The sequence below is a fragment of the Streptomyces sp. NPDC005963 genome (assembly GCF_040638655.1).
GTDB lineage: Bacteria > Actinomycetota > Actinomycetes > Streptomycetales > Streptomycetaceae > Streptomyces.
Map to the genome: position 1 here is coordinate 20,330 of NZ_JBEXVD010000029.1, position 14,159 is coordinate 34,488.

Genomic DNA, 14,159 nt, shown 5'->3' on the forward strand with positions numbered 1-14,159 from the left:
CAGGCATACCACACCATTTCTCCCCCTCTTTAGGTGTTCCCATGCAGGGGGGAGGACGAACACGCGGTGCAATGGTTTGGGGCCCGTGGAGTGGTGGTCGCGACGACTCCCGTCACGGCCGCCCCGGAGCCGCCCGTGGTGTCGGTGGCGAGGGTGGGCGATGTGTCCAGCGCCCCGCCGTCGCTCCGTACGAGCGGGTCACCCGAGGGGTGCGGTCTGTCGGTCGAGCCGGTCCGCGGCGGACAGCAACAGTTCGGTGGTGTGCCGGACGTGGGTGCACAGTGCCTGGGCCGAGGCTTCCGGGTCCCGGGCCAGTGCGGCGTCCAGGAGGGCGCGGTGCTCGCCTGCCAGATCTCGGCTCGGTTCATCGCCGAGGGGCTGTGACCAGCGGCGATATAGCTCTGCCTCGTCCCGCAGGCCCAGTGCCATCTGGAGCAGGCGCCGATTCGCGCAGCCGTTCAGCAGGGCTTTGTGGAAGTCGGCGTGGGCCTCGGACCAGCAGTCGTCGATACGGTCGGCGTCGCCCTGGGCGGTGTAGGGGGTGCGTTCGAGCGTGTGGTGGGCCGCGACGAGGCTGGATTCCCAGGCGAGGTCGCCCTCGACGACGGAGCGGCGCAGGACCAGCGTCTCCAACTCGATGCGCGCATCGGTCAACTCGCCGAGGGTCTCCTTGGAGAGCGGCGTCACCACGAAGCCCTGGTGCGGTTCGGACTGGACGAGGCCCTGCTCCGCCAGCCGTACGAGGGCCTCCCTGAGCACGCTCACACTGACGTCGTACCGCGTGCTGAGCAGGGGGAACTTCAGCCGGTAACCGGGGAGGAGCCGTCCGCTCAGGATGTCGGCGCGCAGTCGTGCGCGCACGTCGTCACTCAGCGTCTGCTTGCCGCCCTTGGTCGCCATGCGCGTCAGTGTAACGATGCATCGAATCGATCGCAAACTTTCGAAAGTCTATTGACTCATCGAATCTGGGAGCTTAGAACGGTGGAGTACCTCCTCGATGACGACATCGAGGCAGACCACTCCAGGAGCGTGCGATGCGTGTGGCGAATGTGGCGGGACGGGCGGCGCTGCTGACCGATGGGGGGTGGACGGACGTGGAGCGTGCCAGCGGCGGTCGATTCCCCTCCGACCCCCAGCAGCTCTTCGAACGGTGGGAGCAATTCCGCGACTGGGCGGCTTCCGCGCCGCCGGGCGGTGACGTGGAGCCGACCCCGGCCGATCTGCGCTCTCCGGTGCCCAACCCGCGCCAGGTGCTGGCGATCGGCCTGAACTACCGCGACCACGCGGGCGAGTCCGGGTTCGCCGTGCCCGAGCACCCCCCCGTGTTCACCAAGTTCGTGTCTTCGATCACCGGCCCGTACGGCGATGTCGTGCTGCCCGACGGCAAGGTGGACTGGGAGGTGGAACTCGTCGCCGTCATCGGCCGGGAGGCATGGCAGGTCGACGAACAGCACGCCTGGGAGCACGTCGCCGGACTCACCGTCGGGCAGGACCTCTCCGAGCGCGACAAGCAACTCTCGGGTCCCGTACCGCAGTTCAGTCTGGGCAAGTCCCACCCGGGCTTCGCTCCGATGGGCCCCTATCTGGTGACCCCGGACGAGTTCGACGACCCCGACAACCTCGAACTGGGCTGTGCGATCAACGGCGAGGAGATGCAGAAGGGGCGTACGGCGGACCTGATCTTCTCCGTGCCCGTCCTGATCGCCCGGCTCTCCGCCGTACTGCCCCTGCTCCCCGGTGACGTGATCTTCACGGGCACACCGGCCGGAGTGGGACTGGGCCGTCGGCCCGCACGGTATCTGGTCGAAGGCGAAGAGCTGGTCAGCCATGTCGAGGGCATCGGCGAAATGCGGCACCGGATGGTCCGCAACTGACGCAGACCGCCGATCGGTGAGCCATGCGCACCACGGCACCGAACCACTCCGCCCGCGCAGGGCGTGCCACCTCACCTGCGCGGGTCCCGGTCCACCACGGCGACCCGGCCGCACCCGTGTCGCCGCGCCCCCGCCCTGTTCGGTCGAGCAGTGCGGAGGTGTCCCCGAGGTCGGGGTCGGCCGACCTCGATCAGCGTCCGGAGCGCCGACGCCAACGAACGCCGGCCACCGGGCGCACGGGGTGGGAGGAGGGACGGACCACTCCGCCGTCCCTCCTCCCACCCCGACCACCTCGTGCCCTCATGACCACCGTGAACCACCACACGGAAACCATCTCGGACCAGCTCAGTAGGGAGAGGCTTCGATGCGAACCCTCGACACTTCCGTCCTCGTCGTCGGGGCCGGACCGGCCGGCCTGACGGCCACGGCCCTGCTCGCCCGCTCGGGCGTCCAGACGATCACCGTGACCAAGTACGCGGGGACGGCGAACTCACCCCGGGCCCACATCACCAACCAGCGCTCGGGCGAGGTCTTCCGAGACCTGGGAATCGAAGAACGCGTGGCAGCACTCGCGACGCCCCACCATCTGATGGGGAACAACGTGTGGGCCACCAGCTTCTCCGGCCAGGAGATCGCCCGACTGATGACCTGGGGCGCGGGCATCGAACGCCGCGCCGACTACGAGGCGTCCAGCCCGTCCTCGATGTGCAACGCTCCCCAACACGTCCTGGAGCCCGTGCTCCTCGAAGCCGCCCAGGAGGCCGGGGCGGACATCCGCTTCAACACGGAACTGGTGGCGATCCACCAGGACGACGACGGAGTGCTCGCCACCGTCCGGGAGCGCACCACCGGCACCGAGTACGCCGTTCGCGCCCAGTACGTGATCGGCGCCGACGGCGGACGGAGCACGGTCGCCACCGAACTCGGGTTCGGCTTCGAGGGTGAGAGCGGACTCGGCGCCGCGGCGAACGTCTGGCTGGAGGCCGACCTCACCCACCACACCGCACACCGGCCGGGGACCCTCTACTGGATGTGTCAGCCGGGCAACGACTACTGGGTCGGCAGTGGCACCTTCATCTGCGTCAAGCCGTGGACCGAGTGGGTCATGCTCTTCATGTACGACCCCGCCGCGGGCGAGCCGGACGTCAGCGAAGAGGCGGTGCTCGCCCGCGCCCGCACCATCATCGGTGACCCGACCGTCGACATCCGCATCAAATCGGTCAGCCGCTGGGAGATCAACCGGGTCGTCGCCCGCGAGTACCGCAAGGGACGCGCCTTCCTCGTCGGTGACGCAGCCCACCGCCATCCGCCCGCCAACGGCCTCGGCTCCAACACCTCCCTCCAGGACTCCTACAACCTGGCCTGGAAGCTCGCCGCCGTCATCCACGGCCAGGCGGGAGCCGAACTGCTCGACAGCTACGACCAGGAACGCCGTCCGGTGGGACGCCAGGTGGTGGAGCGCGCCTTCCAGAGCGTCACCGACATGCTCCCCGTCTCCCAGGCCCTGGGCTTCCGCCCGGGACAGACCGCCGAGGACGGCTGGGCGAGCCTGGCCGAACTCTTCGGCGACAGCGACACGGGACGCCGGCGCCGCAGCGAACTGAACGCCGCGGTGGAACTCCAGAACTACCAGTTCAACTGTCACGGCGTGGAGATGGGACAGCGGTACGCATCCGCCGCGGTGATCGACGACGGCACGCCCTACCCGCCCTTCACCCGTGATCCCGAGCTCTACTACCACCCCACCACCCACCCCGGGGCGTACCTCCCGCACGCTTGGCTCCAGTACGGCACACAGCGCGTCTCGACCCTCGACCTCGCGGGAGGGGGAACGTTCTCCCTGATCACCGGGATCGGCGGTGAGCCCTGGCTCGACGCCGCGCAGAAGCTGGCCGTCGAGTACGGCATCGAACTGCCCGCCCACCGCGTGGGCGAGCGGTGCGACTACGACGACGTCCTGGGCGACTGGGCGCGCCTGCGTGAGATCGCCGAGCGCGGCTGCCTCCTGGTCCGGCCCGACCGGCACATCGCCTGGCGGAGCCAGGACCTGGCCGCCGACCCCGAGCAGGCACTACGGGCCGCCCTCGACGTGATCCTCGCCCGGCCCGCCGCAGTGCGCCGCCCCGGGGCCTGACCCGTACAGCCCTCCCGAGCCGGGTGCCGTGCCACTCGGAGCGGGACAACCCCTGACGACACCCTTCCCGAAGAGGTCACATGGACAAGACAGTGCCCTCCGCCGCGCGAGCGGTGGGCGACATCGGCGACGGAGCCTCCATCGCCGCCGGCGGCTTCGGCCTCTGCGGCATACCCAGTGTGCTGATCGGAGCCCTACTCGACTCCGGTGCACGCGAACTGTCCGTGGTGTCCAACAACTGCGGCGTGGACGACTGGGGCCTCGGTCTGCTCCTTGCGGCCGGCCGCATCTCCCGTGTCACCGCCTCGTACGTGGGCGAGAACAAGGAGTTCGCCCGCCAATACCTGGCGGGCGAGCTGGAGTTGGAACTCACACCCCAGGGCACCCTCGCCGAGCGGCTGCGCGCGGGCGGTGTGGGTGTCCCGGCCTTCTACACCCCCGCGGGGGTGGGCACCCAGGTCGCCGATGGCGGACTGCCCTGGCGCTACGGGCCGAACGGCCAGGTCGCCGTCGCCTCGCCCGCCCGGGAGCTGAGGACCTTCGACGACCGGGTCCACGTACTGGAGCGGGCCATCACCACCGACTTCGCCCTGGTACGGGCCGCGAAGGCGGACCGGCACGGCAATCTCGTGTTCCACGCTTCGGCGCGCAACTTCAATCCGCTCGTGGCGATGGCGGGGAGGATCACCGTCGTCGAGACCGAGGAACTGGTCGAACCGGGCGAACTCGACCCCGATGAGATCCATCTGCCCGGGGTGTTCGTCCAGCGGATCGTGCTGGCGTCGGCCAGCGACCCCCGGGCGGCCAAACGAGTGGAGCGGCGAACCGTGAGCGCTCCCCGCGAGCCGGAAACGACACCGTGATCGCGTACCCACCCCGCTCCTTCGGGGATGCGGGACCCCATCCATCGTCGTACGGACAAGGAGCGAGCGCGTGTCGTTGACCAGGGAGCAGATGGCTGCCCGGGCCGCCCGGGAACTCTCGGACGGACAGTACGTCAACCTCGGGATCGGTCTGCCGACCCTTCTCCCCAACCACCTTCCCGCGGGCGTCGAAGTGATGCTGCACAGCGAGAACGGCATCCTCGGCGTGGGCTCCTACCCGGCCCCCCAGGACGTGGACCCGGACCTGATCAACGCGGGCAAGGAGACGGTCACCACGATTGCGGGAGCCGCGTTCTTCGATTCGTCCCTGAGCTTCGGAATGATCCGGGGCGGTCATCTCGACGTCGCCGTCCTGGGCGGGATGCAGGTGTCCGCCGGGGGTGATCTGGCCAACTGGGTCGTCCCCGGGAAGATGGTCAAGGGCATGGGCGGGGCGATGGACCTGGTGCACGGCGCCCGACGGGTGATCGTGCTGATGGAACACCTCACCAAGGACGGTGCGTACCGGATCGTCGACTCCTGCACCCTGCCGCTCACCGGTCGCGGGGTCGTGCAGCGCATCATCACGGACCTGGCGGTCCTCGACGTCGAAACCGAGGGCCTGGTGCTCAGGGAACTGGCTCCGGGGGTCACCGTGCAGGACGTGCGCGACCGTACGGAGCCCGATCTGCTGGTGCCCGCACCGCCCGTCTCCATGGCGGCCCCTCCGGTCGAAGCGCTCTGACGGGACCCATCCCGGGGAGTGTCGTCGAGTGGCGTCGTCCGCCGGGCGGGGCGGACGGGCTCCCCTCCTCCCGCGCCCGCCCGGAGCGAGCGCAAGGGAGAGATGTCTGTGCAGGTCAGGCAGGTCCGAGCGGCTCATTGAGGCTCGCACTCACATCCAGGCCGATTTCGCACATCGGACGGGAATAGCGCCCAAGTCGGCCATGTTACATTCATGCGCATACAAAAAGATTCGGGGTAGAGCTGTTCGAAGCGGCACCTGAACAGCGACCCACGGGGGCCTCGCCGGGCCGGACGATCCATCGGGTCGCCCCACCCGCGGCGCAGGGCCGGGCCCTCTTCGGCCTTCGGATCATGGCAGCCGCCAGTGCCGCGCGGTGGTTGCCCCGTCACTCGTCGGTCACCCTCGATGAGAGGACGACGATGTTCTCCTCCGGCGAACCCAAGACCCTGACCCATTCGACCTCTCCGATCCCCTGTCCCCGCCCCACGAGTCGGCACGCCCTGCTGGCCCTGCCCTCCCGGGGCGAGTGGGTGCGGACGGCGCGCACCTTCACCTCCGACCTGCTCCGCGCCTGGCGGATCGTGGAGGAGGACCGGGACTCGGCAGTGCTCATCGTGGACGAGTTGACCGTCAATGCCGTGCAGCACGGACATGCGGACACGACCCTGGTCATGGCGTTGGAGGACGGCGTACTACTGATCGCCGTCGTCGACTCCGGCGCGTGCGTCACGCACCGCCCCCAGGAGGACTTCGACCCCGACGAACACGGCCGGGGCACGTGCATCGTGGAGGCCCTCGCGCGTCAGATGCACGTCGAACTCAAGGAGCACGGCTGTCAGGTCAGCGTCGCGCTGCCGGTGGCCGCCGTCGCTCGCGGCGGGCAAGGGTAGGGCGGGCCCGTGTTCGGGCAGCGGTCGAGTGGCGGTCGCGTCGAGCGCGTCCACGCCATCCGTGCGCCCCTCGGTCCGAAGGTGCGACTCCACGCCAGGGCAGGGACAGGAGCCGCACCTTCGGGGTCTTGGACCCCCGTCGCGCCCCGCCCCTTCGGCCCGGCGGCATCGCCCGAGGCGGTGCGCCCGGGCGCCGGCGGGGCGCGCGGGGGTGGTCGTCCTGGGACCCGTTCTAGCCCCACGCGGTTCCAGACGTCAAGACACTCTCGAAAGTTGTCATCAGATTCGGTGATGATGATCGAAGGGTGCTCCTTCGGGGTGGCGTATTCCTCGATCGGCCGCCCGTCGGTGGGGTGGGATGTCGCATCGATGTGCGTCGGACACCCGTCGGCGCCGTCGCGGCCGCTGCGGGACGGCGGCGGGAGGGGCCCCGCGAAACATTTAGCGAAAGTATCTGTAACTTTCGAAAGCTTATTGACTCGCCGAATGTGGTGCCGTACACATATGACATCCGGAATGGCCGTCGAAGCCCGGCGGTCACCCGGCGAAGGAGTCGCGAACACCGTCCGTGAGCGTCGTCCGGCCGCTTCCGCGGTAGGGAACGCCCCCGGTCCGCCCGTGATCCGCGACCCCACCAACCACACACGGGACATCCGCGAACTGCGCGCAGAGGGCCGCAGCACGGAGCTTCTGAGATCACTTCAGCATCCGTAAGGAGTGTGGAACGATGCCGCTCCACCGCCTCAACTCTCTTGTCATCGGGGTTCCCAACGTCGGCGAGACGGCCGCCTACTACTCCGACTTCGGTCTGACCCAGGACGACACCGGGTGGTTCACCACCCGCGACGCCGGGCAGCAGCTCAAGATCGAGCACGCCCCGACCCGTCGTCTGCTCGAACTGAGCATGGGCGTCGACGACCCCGACGACCTGGACCGGATCGTCAGCCGTCTGGCGAAGCTCGACATCCCCTCCTGGCGCGAGGGCACCGCGGTGGTCACCCACGAGCCCGTCGCCGGGTTCCGGGCCGTGATCCGCGTCGCCGACCGCATCACCCAGGCCGAGGAGCCGCCGACGCCCTACAACGGACCGGGCCGAAGGGAGCGCGGCCCCGGCCGTGCCCCCGGCGTCCTGCGCGAACACTCCGTACGCCCCCGCAAGCTCGGGCACGTCGTGATGGGCTCGACCGACCACGAGGTGACCCGGCGCTTCTTCACGGACGGACTGGGGTTCAAGACCAGCGATGCCATCAAGGGCCACGGGACCTTCATGCGCTGCTCGACCGACCACCACAACGTCCTCGTGCTCGCCGCCCCGGTGAACTTCCTGCACCACACCTCGTGGCAGGTCGAAGACATAGACGAGGTCGGCAGGGGCGCCTTCTCCATGCTGGAGGAACACCCCGAACGCCATGTGTGGGGCCTCGGTCGCCACCACGCGGGGTCGAACTTCTTCTGGTACCTGAAGGACCCCGCCGGCAACTTCTCCGAGTACTACTCCGACATGGACACCATTCTCGACGACCAACTGTGGACGCCCGAGACGCTGGAGGGCGCCAAGGGCCTCTTCAGCTGGGGTCCGCCGCCCCCGGCGTCCTTCCTGCACCCCGAAGACCTCGCGGCGCTGATGACCGGTTCGCACCAAGCGTCATGACCAGCACGTCATCTCCCACTTCCGGGAAACCGTCCGCCAGAGAGGCTGTCACGCCCATGCGCACTCTTGAGACCGACGTCCTCATCGTGGGCGCGGGCCCCGCCGGACTCACGGCCTCCGCACTCCTCGCGCGCTCCGGCGTCGATGCGATCACCGTCACCAAGTACCCCGCCACGGCCCACACCCCGCGTGCGCACATCACCAACCAGCGAGCGATGGAGATCTATCGCGACCTGGGCATCGAAGACCGGGTGCGCGCGGTCGCCACACCGGGCGACCTGATGGGCGACAACGTGTGGGCCACCAGCTTCGCCGGGCAGGAACTCGCCCGGATGAAGGCGTGGGGAACCCGCGTGGACCGCAAGGCCGACTACGAGGCGGCCAGCCCGTGCACGATGAGCAACGTCGGACAGCACCTGCTGGAACCGATCATCCTCGAATCAGCACTCGACAACGGGGCCGACATCCGCTTCGGCACCGAACTGCTGGACATCACCCAGGACGAGGACGCGGTGTACGGCACCGTCATCGAGCGGGCCACAGGCGAGACCTACCGCATCAAGGCCGGCTACGCCCTGGGAACCGACGGCGGTCGAAGCACCGTCGCCGAACGCCTCGGATTCTCCCTGGAGGGCGAGACCGGACTGGGCCACGCGGTCAACGTGTGGTTGGAAGCCGATCTCACCCGCTACCGGGAACACCGGCCCGGGACGCTGTTCTTCACCGTCCAGCCGGGCAAGGACTTCTGGCTCGGCGCGGGCACCTACATCTGTCTCAAGCCCTGGACCGAGTGGGTGCTCATCGTCGTCTACGACCCCGCCGTCGAACAGCTCGACATCAGCGAGGAAGCCATGCTCGCCCGGGTGCACGCCACCATCGGCGACCCCTCCGTCGACGTGCGCATCAAGGACATCAGCCAGTGGCAGATGAACCACGTGCTCGCCACCGAATACCGCAAGGGACGCGTCTTCCTCGCCGGTGACGCGGCCCACCGGCACCCCCCGGCGAACGGACTCGGCACCAACACCTCCGTCCAGGACTCCTACAACCTCGCCTGGAAAATCGCCCTGGCGGTACGTGGCAAGGCCGGCGACGGACTGCTCGACAGCTATCACGCCGAGCGCCATCCGGTCGGCAGACAGGTGGTCGACCGGGCGTTGAAGAGCGTCGGACTGGTTGCCGAAATCCCCTCCGTACTGGGTGTCCGCGCCGGCCAGAGCGACGAGGAGGGCAAAGCGGCCCTCGCCGAGTTCTTCAGCGACAGCGAGCAGGGCCGCGAGCGCAGACACCAACTGGAAGAGATCCTGCGGGAGAACGACTACCACTTCAACGCCCACGGTGTGGAGCTCGGACAGCGCTATGCCTCGGGCGCAGTGGTTCCCGATGGCACGGCGGAGCCCGCTCGACTCCGGGACGCCGAACTCTTCCACCAGCCCACGACCCACCCGGGCGCCAGCCTGCCGCACGTATGGCTGGAGCACGCGGGAGAGCGCATCTCGACCCTCGATCTGACGGGCCACGGCGACTTCGCCCTGCTCACCGGCATCGGGGGCGAGCCGTGGCTCGCCGCAGCGGAACAGGTGTCGACCGAACTCGGCGTCGAGATAGTGCCCCGTCCCGTGGGCTACCGCCTGGCGTATGACGACGTCTACGGCGACTGGAGCCGCGCCCGTGAAGTCGACGACCGCGGCTGTCTGCTCGTCCGTCCGGACCGACACATCGCCTGGCGCTCCCAGGACATGACCGCCGATCCCGCCCAGACCCTGCGGAACGTCATGCGGCAACTACTCGGCCTCGGCTGAGCACCCAAGGAGAACCATCATGGAAATCGGCCTGCTCTTGTTGAGACTCCTCCTCGGAGGACTCCTCTTCGGCCACGCGGCACAGAAGATGTTCGGGTGGTTCCGGGGGCACGGCCCCGAAGGCACCGGCAAGGTCTTCGAGACGTGGGGGTTCCGCCCCGGAAAGTCCCTGGTCATCCTGGCCGCCGTCTGCGAACTGACCGCTGCGGCGCTCGTGGTGCTCGGACTGCTGACGCCCCTGGGCGCAGCCATTGCCTTCGGCACCATGCTGGTCGCCGGCTCGGTCAATGTGTCGAAGGGCATCTGGGCCCAGAACGGCGGCTATGAGCTCCCGTTGGTGTACGGCGGCCTGGCGCTCGGCCTCGGATACACCGGCCCGGGGGAGTGGTCGCTCGATCGTGCACTGGGGTGGGAGGACCTGTCCGGCGCGGGCTGGGGCTCCGCCGCTCTGGCACTCGGCCTCGTCACCGGGCTGATCGCCATCTCCAGGGCGTCCCGGGAGCTCCGCCGCCAAGCTGCGTGACCGCACTCCTCCCAACACACCGCAACTCCCCGCGGCGAAAGCGAAAGGCATCACTCATGGTCGGAAAAGACAGTCACGTCGTTGTCATCGGAGGCACCAAAGGGCTGGGGTACGAGGTCGCCAAGGCGTGTGTGGCACGCGGCGCCCGCGTCACCCTCACCGGGCGCGACAAGGCCGATGCACAGGCCCGCGCCGAGGAACTCGGACCCCTCGCCACGGGCGCGGTCTGCGAACTCACGGACTGGAACTCCATCAGGCAGTTGTTCGCCGGGCTGGACCGTGTGGACCACCTCGTGCTCACCGCCCTGGACCGGGACTTCAACACCATCGCCGACTTCCGTCCGGACGACTGCGCCCGCACGACGCTGATGAAGACGGTCGGCTATGCGACGGCGGTGCACGAGGCACTGCCGAAGTTCACCGATGACGCTTCCGTGGTGATGTTCAGCGGTCTTTCGATGTGGCGCCCGGTACCCGGTTCGACCACGATCTCGATGGCGAACGCCGGCATCATCGGCCTGGTCAACTCGCTCGCCGTGGAGGTTCCGCCGGTACGGGTGAACGCCATCACGCCGGGCATCGTCACCGGAACCGCCGCCGTGGACGACGCGGACGACGTGCGCAGCGACTGGTTCGAGGCGATGCGCCAGCGCACGCCGGCCAAGCGCCTCCCCACCTCGGACGACATCGTCGAGTCGACCCTGTTCCTCCTCGAATGCCGCGGCATCAACGGCGCCAACCTCGTCGTCGACGCCGGAATGCACCTCGCCTGACCGCGGGCCCGGCGGCCGTCCCCCGGCCACGGCCGGGCCGGTGCCGGGAAACGCAGACCTGCCCTGTCGTACCGCCCCCCACCTGAACCGCGCACCCTCCCGAAAGGAACACCGTCATGACCGACAGCACCTCGCACCTCTCTCCGCGGGCCGTAGCGGAGGCGTACTTCAAGCGCATGGACGCCGGACAGGACTTCCTCGACCTGTTCGCGGACGACGCGTACGTCTGTTTCCCCAAGCACGCGCCGGCCAGGGGTCTTGAGGAGGTCCGGGGCCTCTTCGGCGACATCTTCGTGTTGTTCCGCTCGGTGGTCCACGAGATCGCCTACTTCAACTACATCGCCCAGGGGGACTTCCTCATCGTGGAGGGGACCACCCACGGCGAACTGGCGGACGGCACGAGATGGCGTGCCACCGAAGGGCTCGGCGGACGGTTCTGCAATGTGTTCGAGATCCGGGAGGGGAAGATCCGGCGTCTGCACATCTACCTCGACCCCGACTACGGCGATGCCGACACCGAGCGCTACCCCTGGCTCGCGGCTGCCTGACCGGCCTACGCACGTACGGGCCGAGGCACGGTACGCCACGGTCCCGCGGTGTGTGGCGCGGTCCGGGGCACTCCGCAGGAGCGTCCCGGCCGAGGAGAGCAGTCGGCCGGGGGGACCGCAGTGGGTGGGCAGCGCCGGGGGCTGCCCACCGGGAGAGCCTCCGGCGCCGTACAAGTGGTGGGCACCCGTACGGCCAGGGGCTCGCTGACCGTGGTGTGGGGCGGCCCCGGCGGACTGAAGGGGGTGAAAGCTGCTACGGATTTTCTAGTCATTCATAGTCACTTCTAGTCGCACGTCCCGGATATCTTGATCTTGTGAAGCTTTCGGAGTGGGCGCGGCAGCAGGGCGTGAGTTACCAGACCGCCTGGCGATGGGTGAAGGACGGCAAGATGCCCGTTCCAGTCACCCAGGCGCCGTCCGGGACCTGGCTGGTCGCCGTGCCCGCTCCGGATGCCTCTGCGGTGTCGGGGCGGGTGGTGGCGTACTGCCGTGTCTCGTCAGTCGACCAGAAGGCCGACTTGGGCCGGCAGGCGTCACGGGTGGTGGACGGGGCGAACGGGCTTGGTCTGTCGGTCGCGGAAGTCGTGACCGAGGTCGGTTCGGGGCTGAACGGGCGGCGGCGCAAGCTGCACCGGGTGCTGTCCGACCCGCAGGTGGCGGTGATCGTGGTCGAGCACCGCGACCGGCTGGCCCGGTTCGGCGTCGAGCACCTCGAAGCGGTCCTGTCGGCGTCCGGGCGGCGCCTTGTTGTCCTCGACCCCACCGAGACCGCTGACGACCTCGTACGGGACATCACCGAAGTCCTCACGTCGATGTGCGCCCGCTTGTACGGGCGGCGCGCGGCGAGGAACCGGGCCGCTCGCGCGGTGGCCGTGGCGACCGGCGAGGCCGCCGAATGAAGAAGTTCCAGCCGCAGCCCGGGTTCGTGGTGCAGGCGTTCCGGTTCGCGCTGGACCCGAACGCCACCCAGGAGCACGCGCTGCGCTCGCACTGCGGTGCGGCGCGTGCCGCGTACAACTGGGCTGTCGGCTGGGTTGAGGCGTCGTGGTGGCAGCGCCGCGCGGAGGAGTCCTACGGCGTCCCCGAAGAGTCGCTGACCGAGTGGCGGCCGTGGTCGCTGCCCGCCCTGCGTAAGGCGTTCAACGAGACCAAGCACACCGATCCGAGGTTCGCCGCCTGGTGGGAGGAGAACTCCAAGGAGGCGTACAACACTGGTCTCGCGAACGCTTCGGCCGCGTTCGACAACTACGCGAAGTCGAAGAACGGCAAGCGGATGGGCGCGCCCCGGTTCAAGTCGAAGCGGAAGGCGCGTGTTTCCTGCCGGTTCACGACCGGCACGATCCGCGTGGACACGGACGGCCGACACGTCACCCTGCCGAGGCTGGGCACGCTCCGCACCCACGAACCCACGGTGAAGCTCCTGGCCCGCGTCCAGGCCGGGACGGCGCGGATCCTGTCCGCGACCGTCCGCCACGAACGCGGGCGCTGGTTCGTCTCGTTCCAGGTCGAGGTCAAGCGCGACCTGGAACGCGTCGCGCGCCCGGATGTCGCGGTCGGGATCGACCTCGGCGTGAAGACCCTCGCAGTCATGGCCGACTCGACGGGTGAGATCCGCACCGTCGCGAATCCCGGGCACTACGACGCCGCGCGCAAGCAGTTGTGCCGCGCCTCCCGGACCGTGTCCCGCCGCCAGGGCCCCGACCGCCGCACCGGACGCAAGCCGTCGAAGCGGTGGGAGAAGGCCAACGCCGCCCGCAACAAGGTGCACCACCGCGTGGCGAACCTCCGCGAGGACGCCCTGCACAAGCTCACCACGGCCGTGGCCGCCGAGTACGGCACGGTCGCGGTCGAGGACCTCAACGTCGCCGGCATGCTCAAGAACCGGCGCCTCGCCCGCCGCATCGCCGACGCCGGATTCGGCGAGATCCGCCGCCAGCTCGACTACAAGACGCGCCAGCGCCACGCCACCCGCCTCGTGGTCGCGAACCGCTGGTACCCCTCCTCCAAGACCTGTTCCGGGTGCGGCGCGGTGAAAGCCAAGCTGCCGCTGCACATCCGGACCTACCAGTGCGACGCCTGCCACCTGGTCATCGACCGGGACGACAACGCCGCACGCAACCTCGCCGCCCTCGCGGCAGCCGTAGTAACTGGTACCGGAGTGGCCGGAGACCAGGACACCGCACCAGCGGTGTCGAAGCCTCGTGGAGCCGACCAGAAGACCCGCGCCACCCGCACCCGTCGCAAGACGAGTGCGGGGCGGGCAGGTGGCGCAACCCTGCCGCACCAGCGGCAGACGGAAACGAGAGACCGTACTCAAGCCGAAGCCCTCACGCTTTGGTGATGTGACGGACCT

The 14,159-nt window shown here is 69.1% G+C and carries 13 protein-coding genes; 12 read left to right on the forward strand and 1 reads right to left on the reverse strand.

Annotated features, from left to right (window positions below; translation table 11 throughout):
* Positions 1 to 198 precede the first annotated feature (198 nt).
* Entirely contained in the window at positions 199 to 900 is a 702-nt protein-coding gene (locus ABZ348_RS29005) for a GntR family transcriptional regulator (RefSeq protein WP_358937990.1), read from the reverse strand.
* 134 nt (positions 901 to 1,034) lie between these two features.
* Here ABZ348_RS29005 and ABZ348_RS29010 point away from each other — a divergent pair, with 134 nt between their 5' ends.
* The 12 genes from ABZ348_RS29010 (at position 1,035) to tnpB (ending at position 14,147) form a co-directional block, all read left to right on the forward strand.
* Positions 1,035 to 1,874 (forward strand): fumarylacetoacetate hydrolase family protein, encoded by an 840-nt coding sequence (locus tag ABZ348_RS29010; RefSeq protein WP_358937992.1) that lies wholly within the window; start codon positions 1,035 to 1,037, stop codon positions 1,872 to 1,874.
* Between the two features lie 364 nt (positions 1,875 to 2,238).
* Positions 2,239 to 4,008: an FAD-dependent monooxygenase gene (locus ABZ348_RS29015; RefSeq protein ID WP_358937994.1), complete on the forward strand. Its 1,770-nt coding sequence runs from the start codon at positions 2,239 to 2,241 to the stop codon at positions 4,006 to 4,008.
* A gap of 80 nt (positions 4,009 to 4,088) precedes the next feature.
* Positions 4,089 to 4,871, forward strand: a complete 783-nt coding sequence (locus ABZ348_RS29020; RefSeq protein ID WP_358937996.1) for a CoA transferase subunit A — start codon at positions 4,089 to 4,091, stop codon at positions 4,869 to 4,871.
* Positions 4,872 to 4,941: 70 nt separating this feature from the next.
* Entirely contained in the window at positions 4,942 to 5,616 is a 675-nt protein-coding gene (locus ABZ348_RS29025; RefSeq protein WP_358937998.1) for a CoA transferase subunit B, read from the forward strand.
* Between the two features lie 353 nt (positions 5,617 to 5,969).
* Positions 5,970 to 6,509: an ATP-binding protein gene (locus ABZ348_RS29030; RefSeq protein WP_358938000.1), complete on the forward strand. Its 540-nt coding sequence runs from the start codon at positions 5,970 to 5,972 to the stop codon at positions 6,507 to 6,509.
* A gap of 727 nt (positions 6,510 to 7,236) precedes the next feature.
* Positions 7,237 to 8,160, forward strand: a complete 924-nt coding sequence (locus ABZ348_RS29035; RefSeq protein ID WP_358938002.1) for a VOC family protein — start codon at positions 7,237 to 7,239, stop codon at positions 8,158 to 8,160.
* 56 nt (positions 8,161 to 8,216) lie between these two features.
* Positions 8,217 to 9,962, forward strand: a complete 1,746-nt coding sequence (locus ABZ348_RS29040; protein WP_358938004.1) for an FAD-dependent monooxygenase — start codon at positions 8,217 to 8,219, stop codon at positions 9,960 to 9,962.
* 19 nt (positions 9,963 to 9,981) lie between these two features.
* On the forward strand, positions 9,982 to 10,485 hold the full coding sequence (locus ABZ348_RS29045) for a DoxX family protein (protein ID WP_358938006.1): 504 nt from the start codon (positions 9,982 to 9,984) through the stop codon (positions 10,483 to 10,485).
* A gap of 56 nt (positions 10,486 to 10,541) precedes the next feature.
* On the forward strand, positions 10,542 to 11,258 hold the full coding sequence (locus ABZ348_RS29050; protein WP_358938008.1) for an SDR family oxidoreductase: 717 nt from the start codon (positions 10,542 to 10,544) through the stop codon (positions 11,256 to 11,258).
* Between the two features lie 116 nt (positions 11,259 to 11,374).
* Positions 11,375 to 11,806 carry a nuclear transport factor 2 family protein gene (locus tag ABZ348_RS29055; protein WP_358938010.1) on the forward strand — a complete coding sequence of 144 codons (432 nt, stop codon included), beginning with the start codon at positions 11,375 to 11,377 and terminating at the stop codon, positions 11,804 to 11,806.
* A gap of 314 nt (positions 11,807 to 12,120) precedes the next feature.
* Entirely contained in the window at positions 12,121 to 12,705 is a 585-nt protein-coding gene (locus tag ABZ348_RS29060; RefSeq protein ID WP_358938012.1) for an IS607 family transposase, read from the forward strand.
* Positions 12,702 to 14,147, forward strand: a complete 1,446-nt coding sequence (gene tnpB, locus ABZ348_RS29065) for an IS607 family element RNA-guided endonuclease TnpB (protein WP_358938014.1) — start codon at positions 12,702 to 12,704, stop codon at positions 14,145 to 14,147. The genes ABZ348_RS29060 and tnpB overlap by 4 nt, the downstream gene beginning before the upstream one ends.
* Positions 14,148 to 14,159 lie beyond the last annotated feature (12 nt).

Coding starts and splice junctions, on each gene's coding strand:
- tnpB (WP_358938014.1), top strand. CDS start 12,702: ATGAAGAAGTTCCAGCCGCAGCCCGGGTTCGTGGTGCAGGCGTTCCGG.
- ABZ348_RS29045 (WP_358938006.1), top strand. CDS start 9,982: ATGGAAATCGGCCTGCTCTTGTTGAGACTCCTCCTCGGAGGACTCCTC.
- ABZ348_RS29040 (WP_358938004.1), top strand. CDS start 8,217: ATGCGCACTCTTGAGACCGACGTCCTCATCGTGGGCGCGGGCCCCGCC.
- ABZ348_RS29030 (WP_358938000.1), top strand. CDS start 5,970: ATGGCAGCCGCCAGTGCCGCGCGGTGGTTGCCCCGTCACTCGTCGGTC.
- ABZ348_RS29010 (WP_358937992.1), top strand. CDS start 1,035: ATGCGTGTGGCGAATGTGGCGGGACGGGCGGCGCTGCTGACCGATGGG.
- ABZ348_RS29055 (WP_358938010.1), top strand. CDS start 11,375: ATGACCGACAGCACCTCGCACCTCTCTCCGCGGGCCGTAGCGGAGGCG.
- ABZ348_RS29050 (WP_358938008.1), top strand. CDS start 10,542: ATGGTCGGAAAAGACAGTCACGTCGTTGTCATCGGAGGCACCAAAGGG.
- ABZ348_RS29015 (WP_358937994.1), top strand. CDS start 2,239: ATGCGAACCCTCGACACTTCCGTCCTCGTCGTCGGGGCCGGACCGGCC.
- ABZ348_RS29020 (WP_358937996.1), top strand. CDS start 4,089: ATGGACAAGACAGTGCCCTCCGCCGCGCGAGCGGTGGGCGACATCGGC.
- ABZ348_RS29005 (WP_358937990.1), bottom strand. CDS start 900: ATGGCGACCAAGGGCGGCAAGCAGACGCTGAGTGACGACGTGCGCGCA.
- ABZ348_RS29035 (WP_358938002.1), top strand. CDS start 7,237: ATGCCGCTCCACCGCCTCAACTCTCTTGTCATCGGGGTTCCCAACGTC.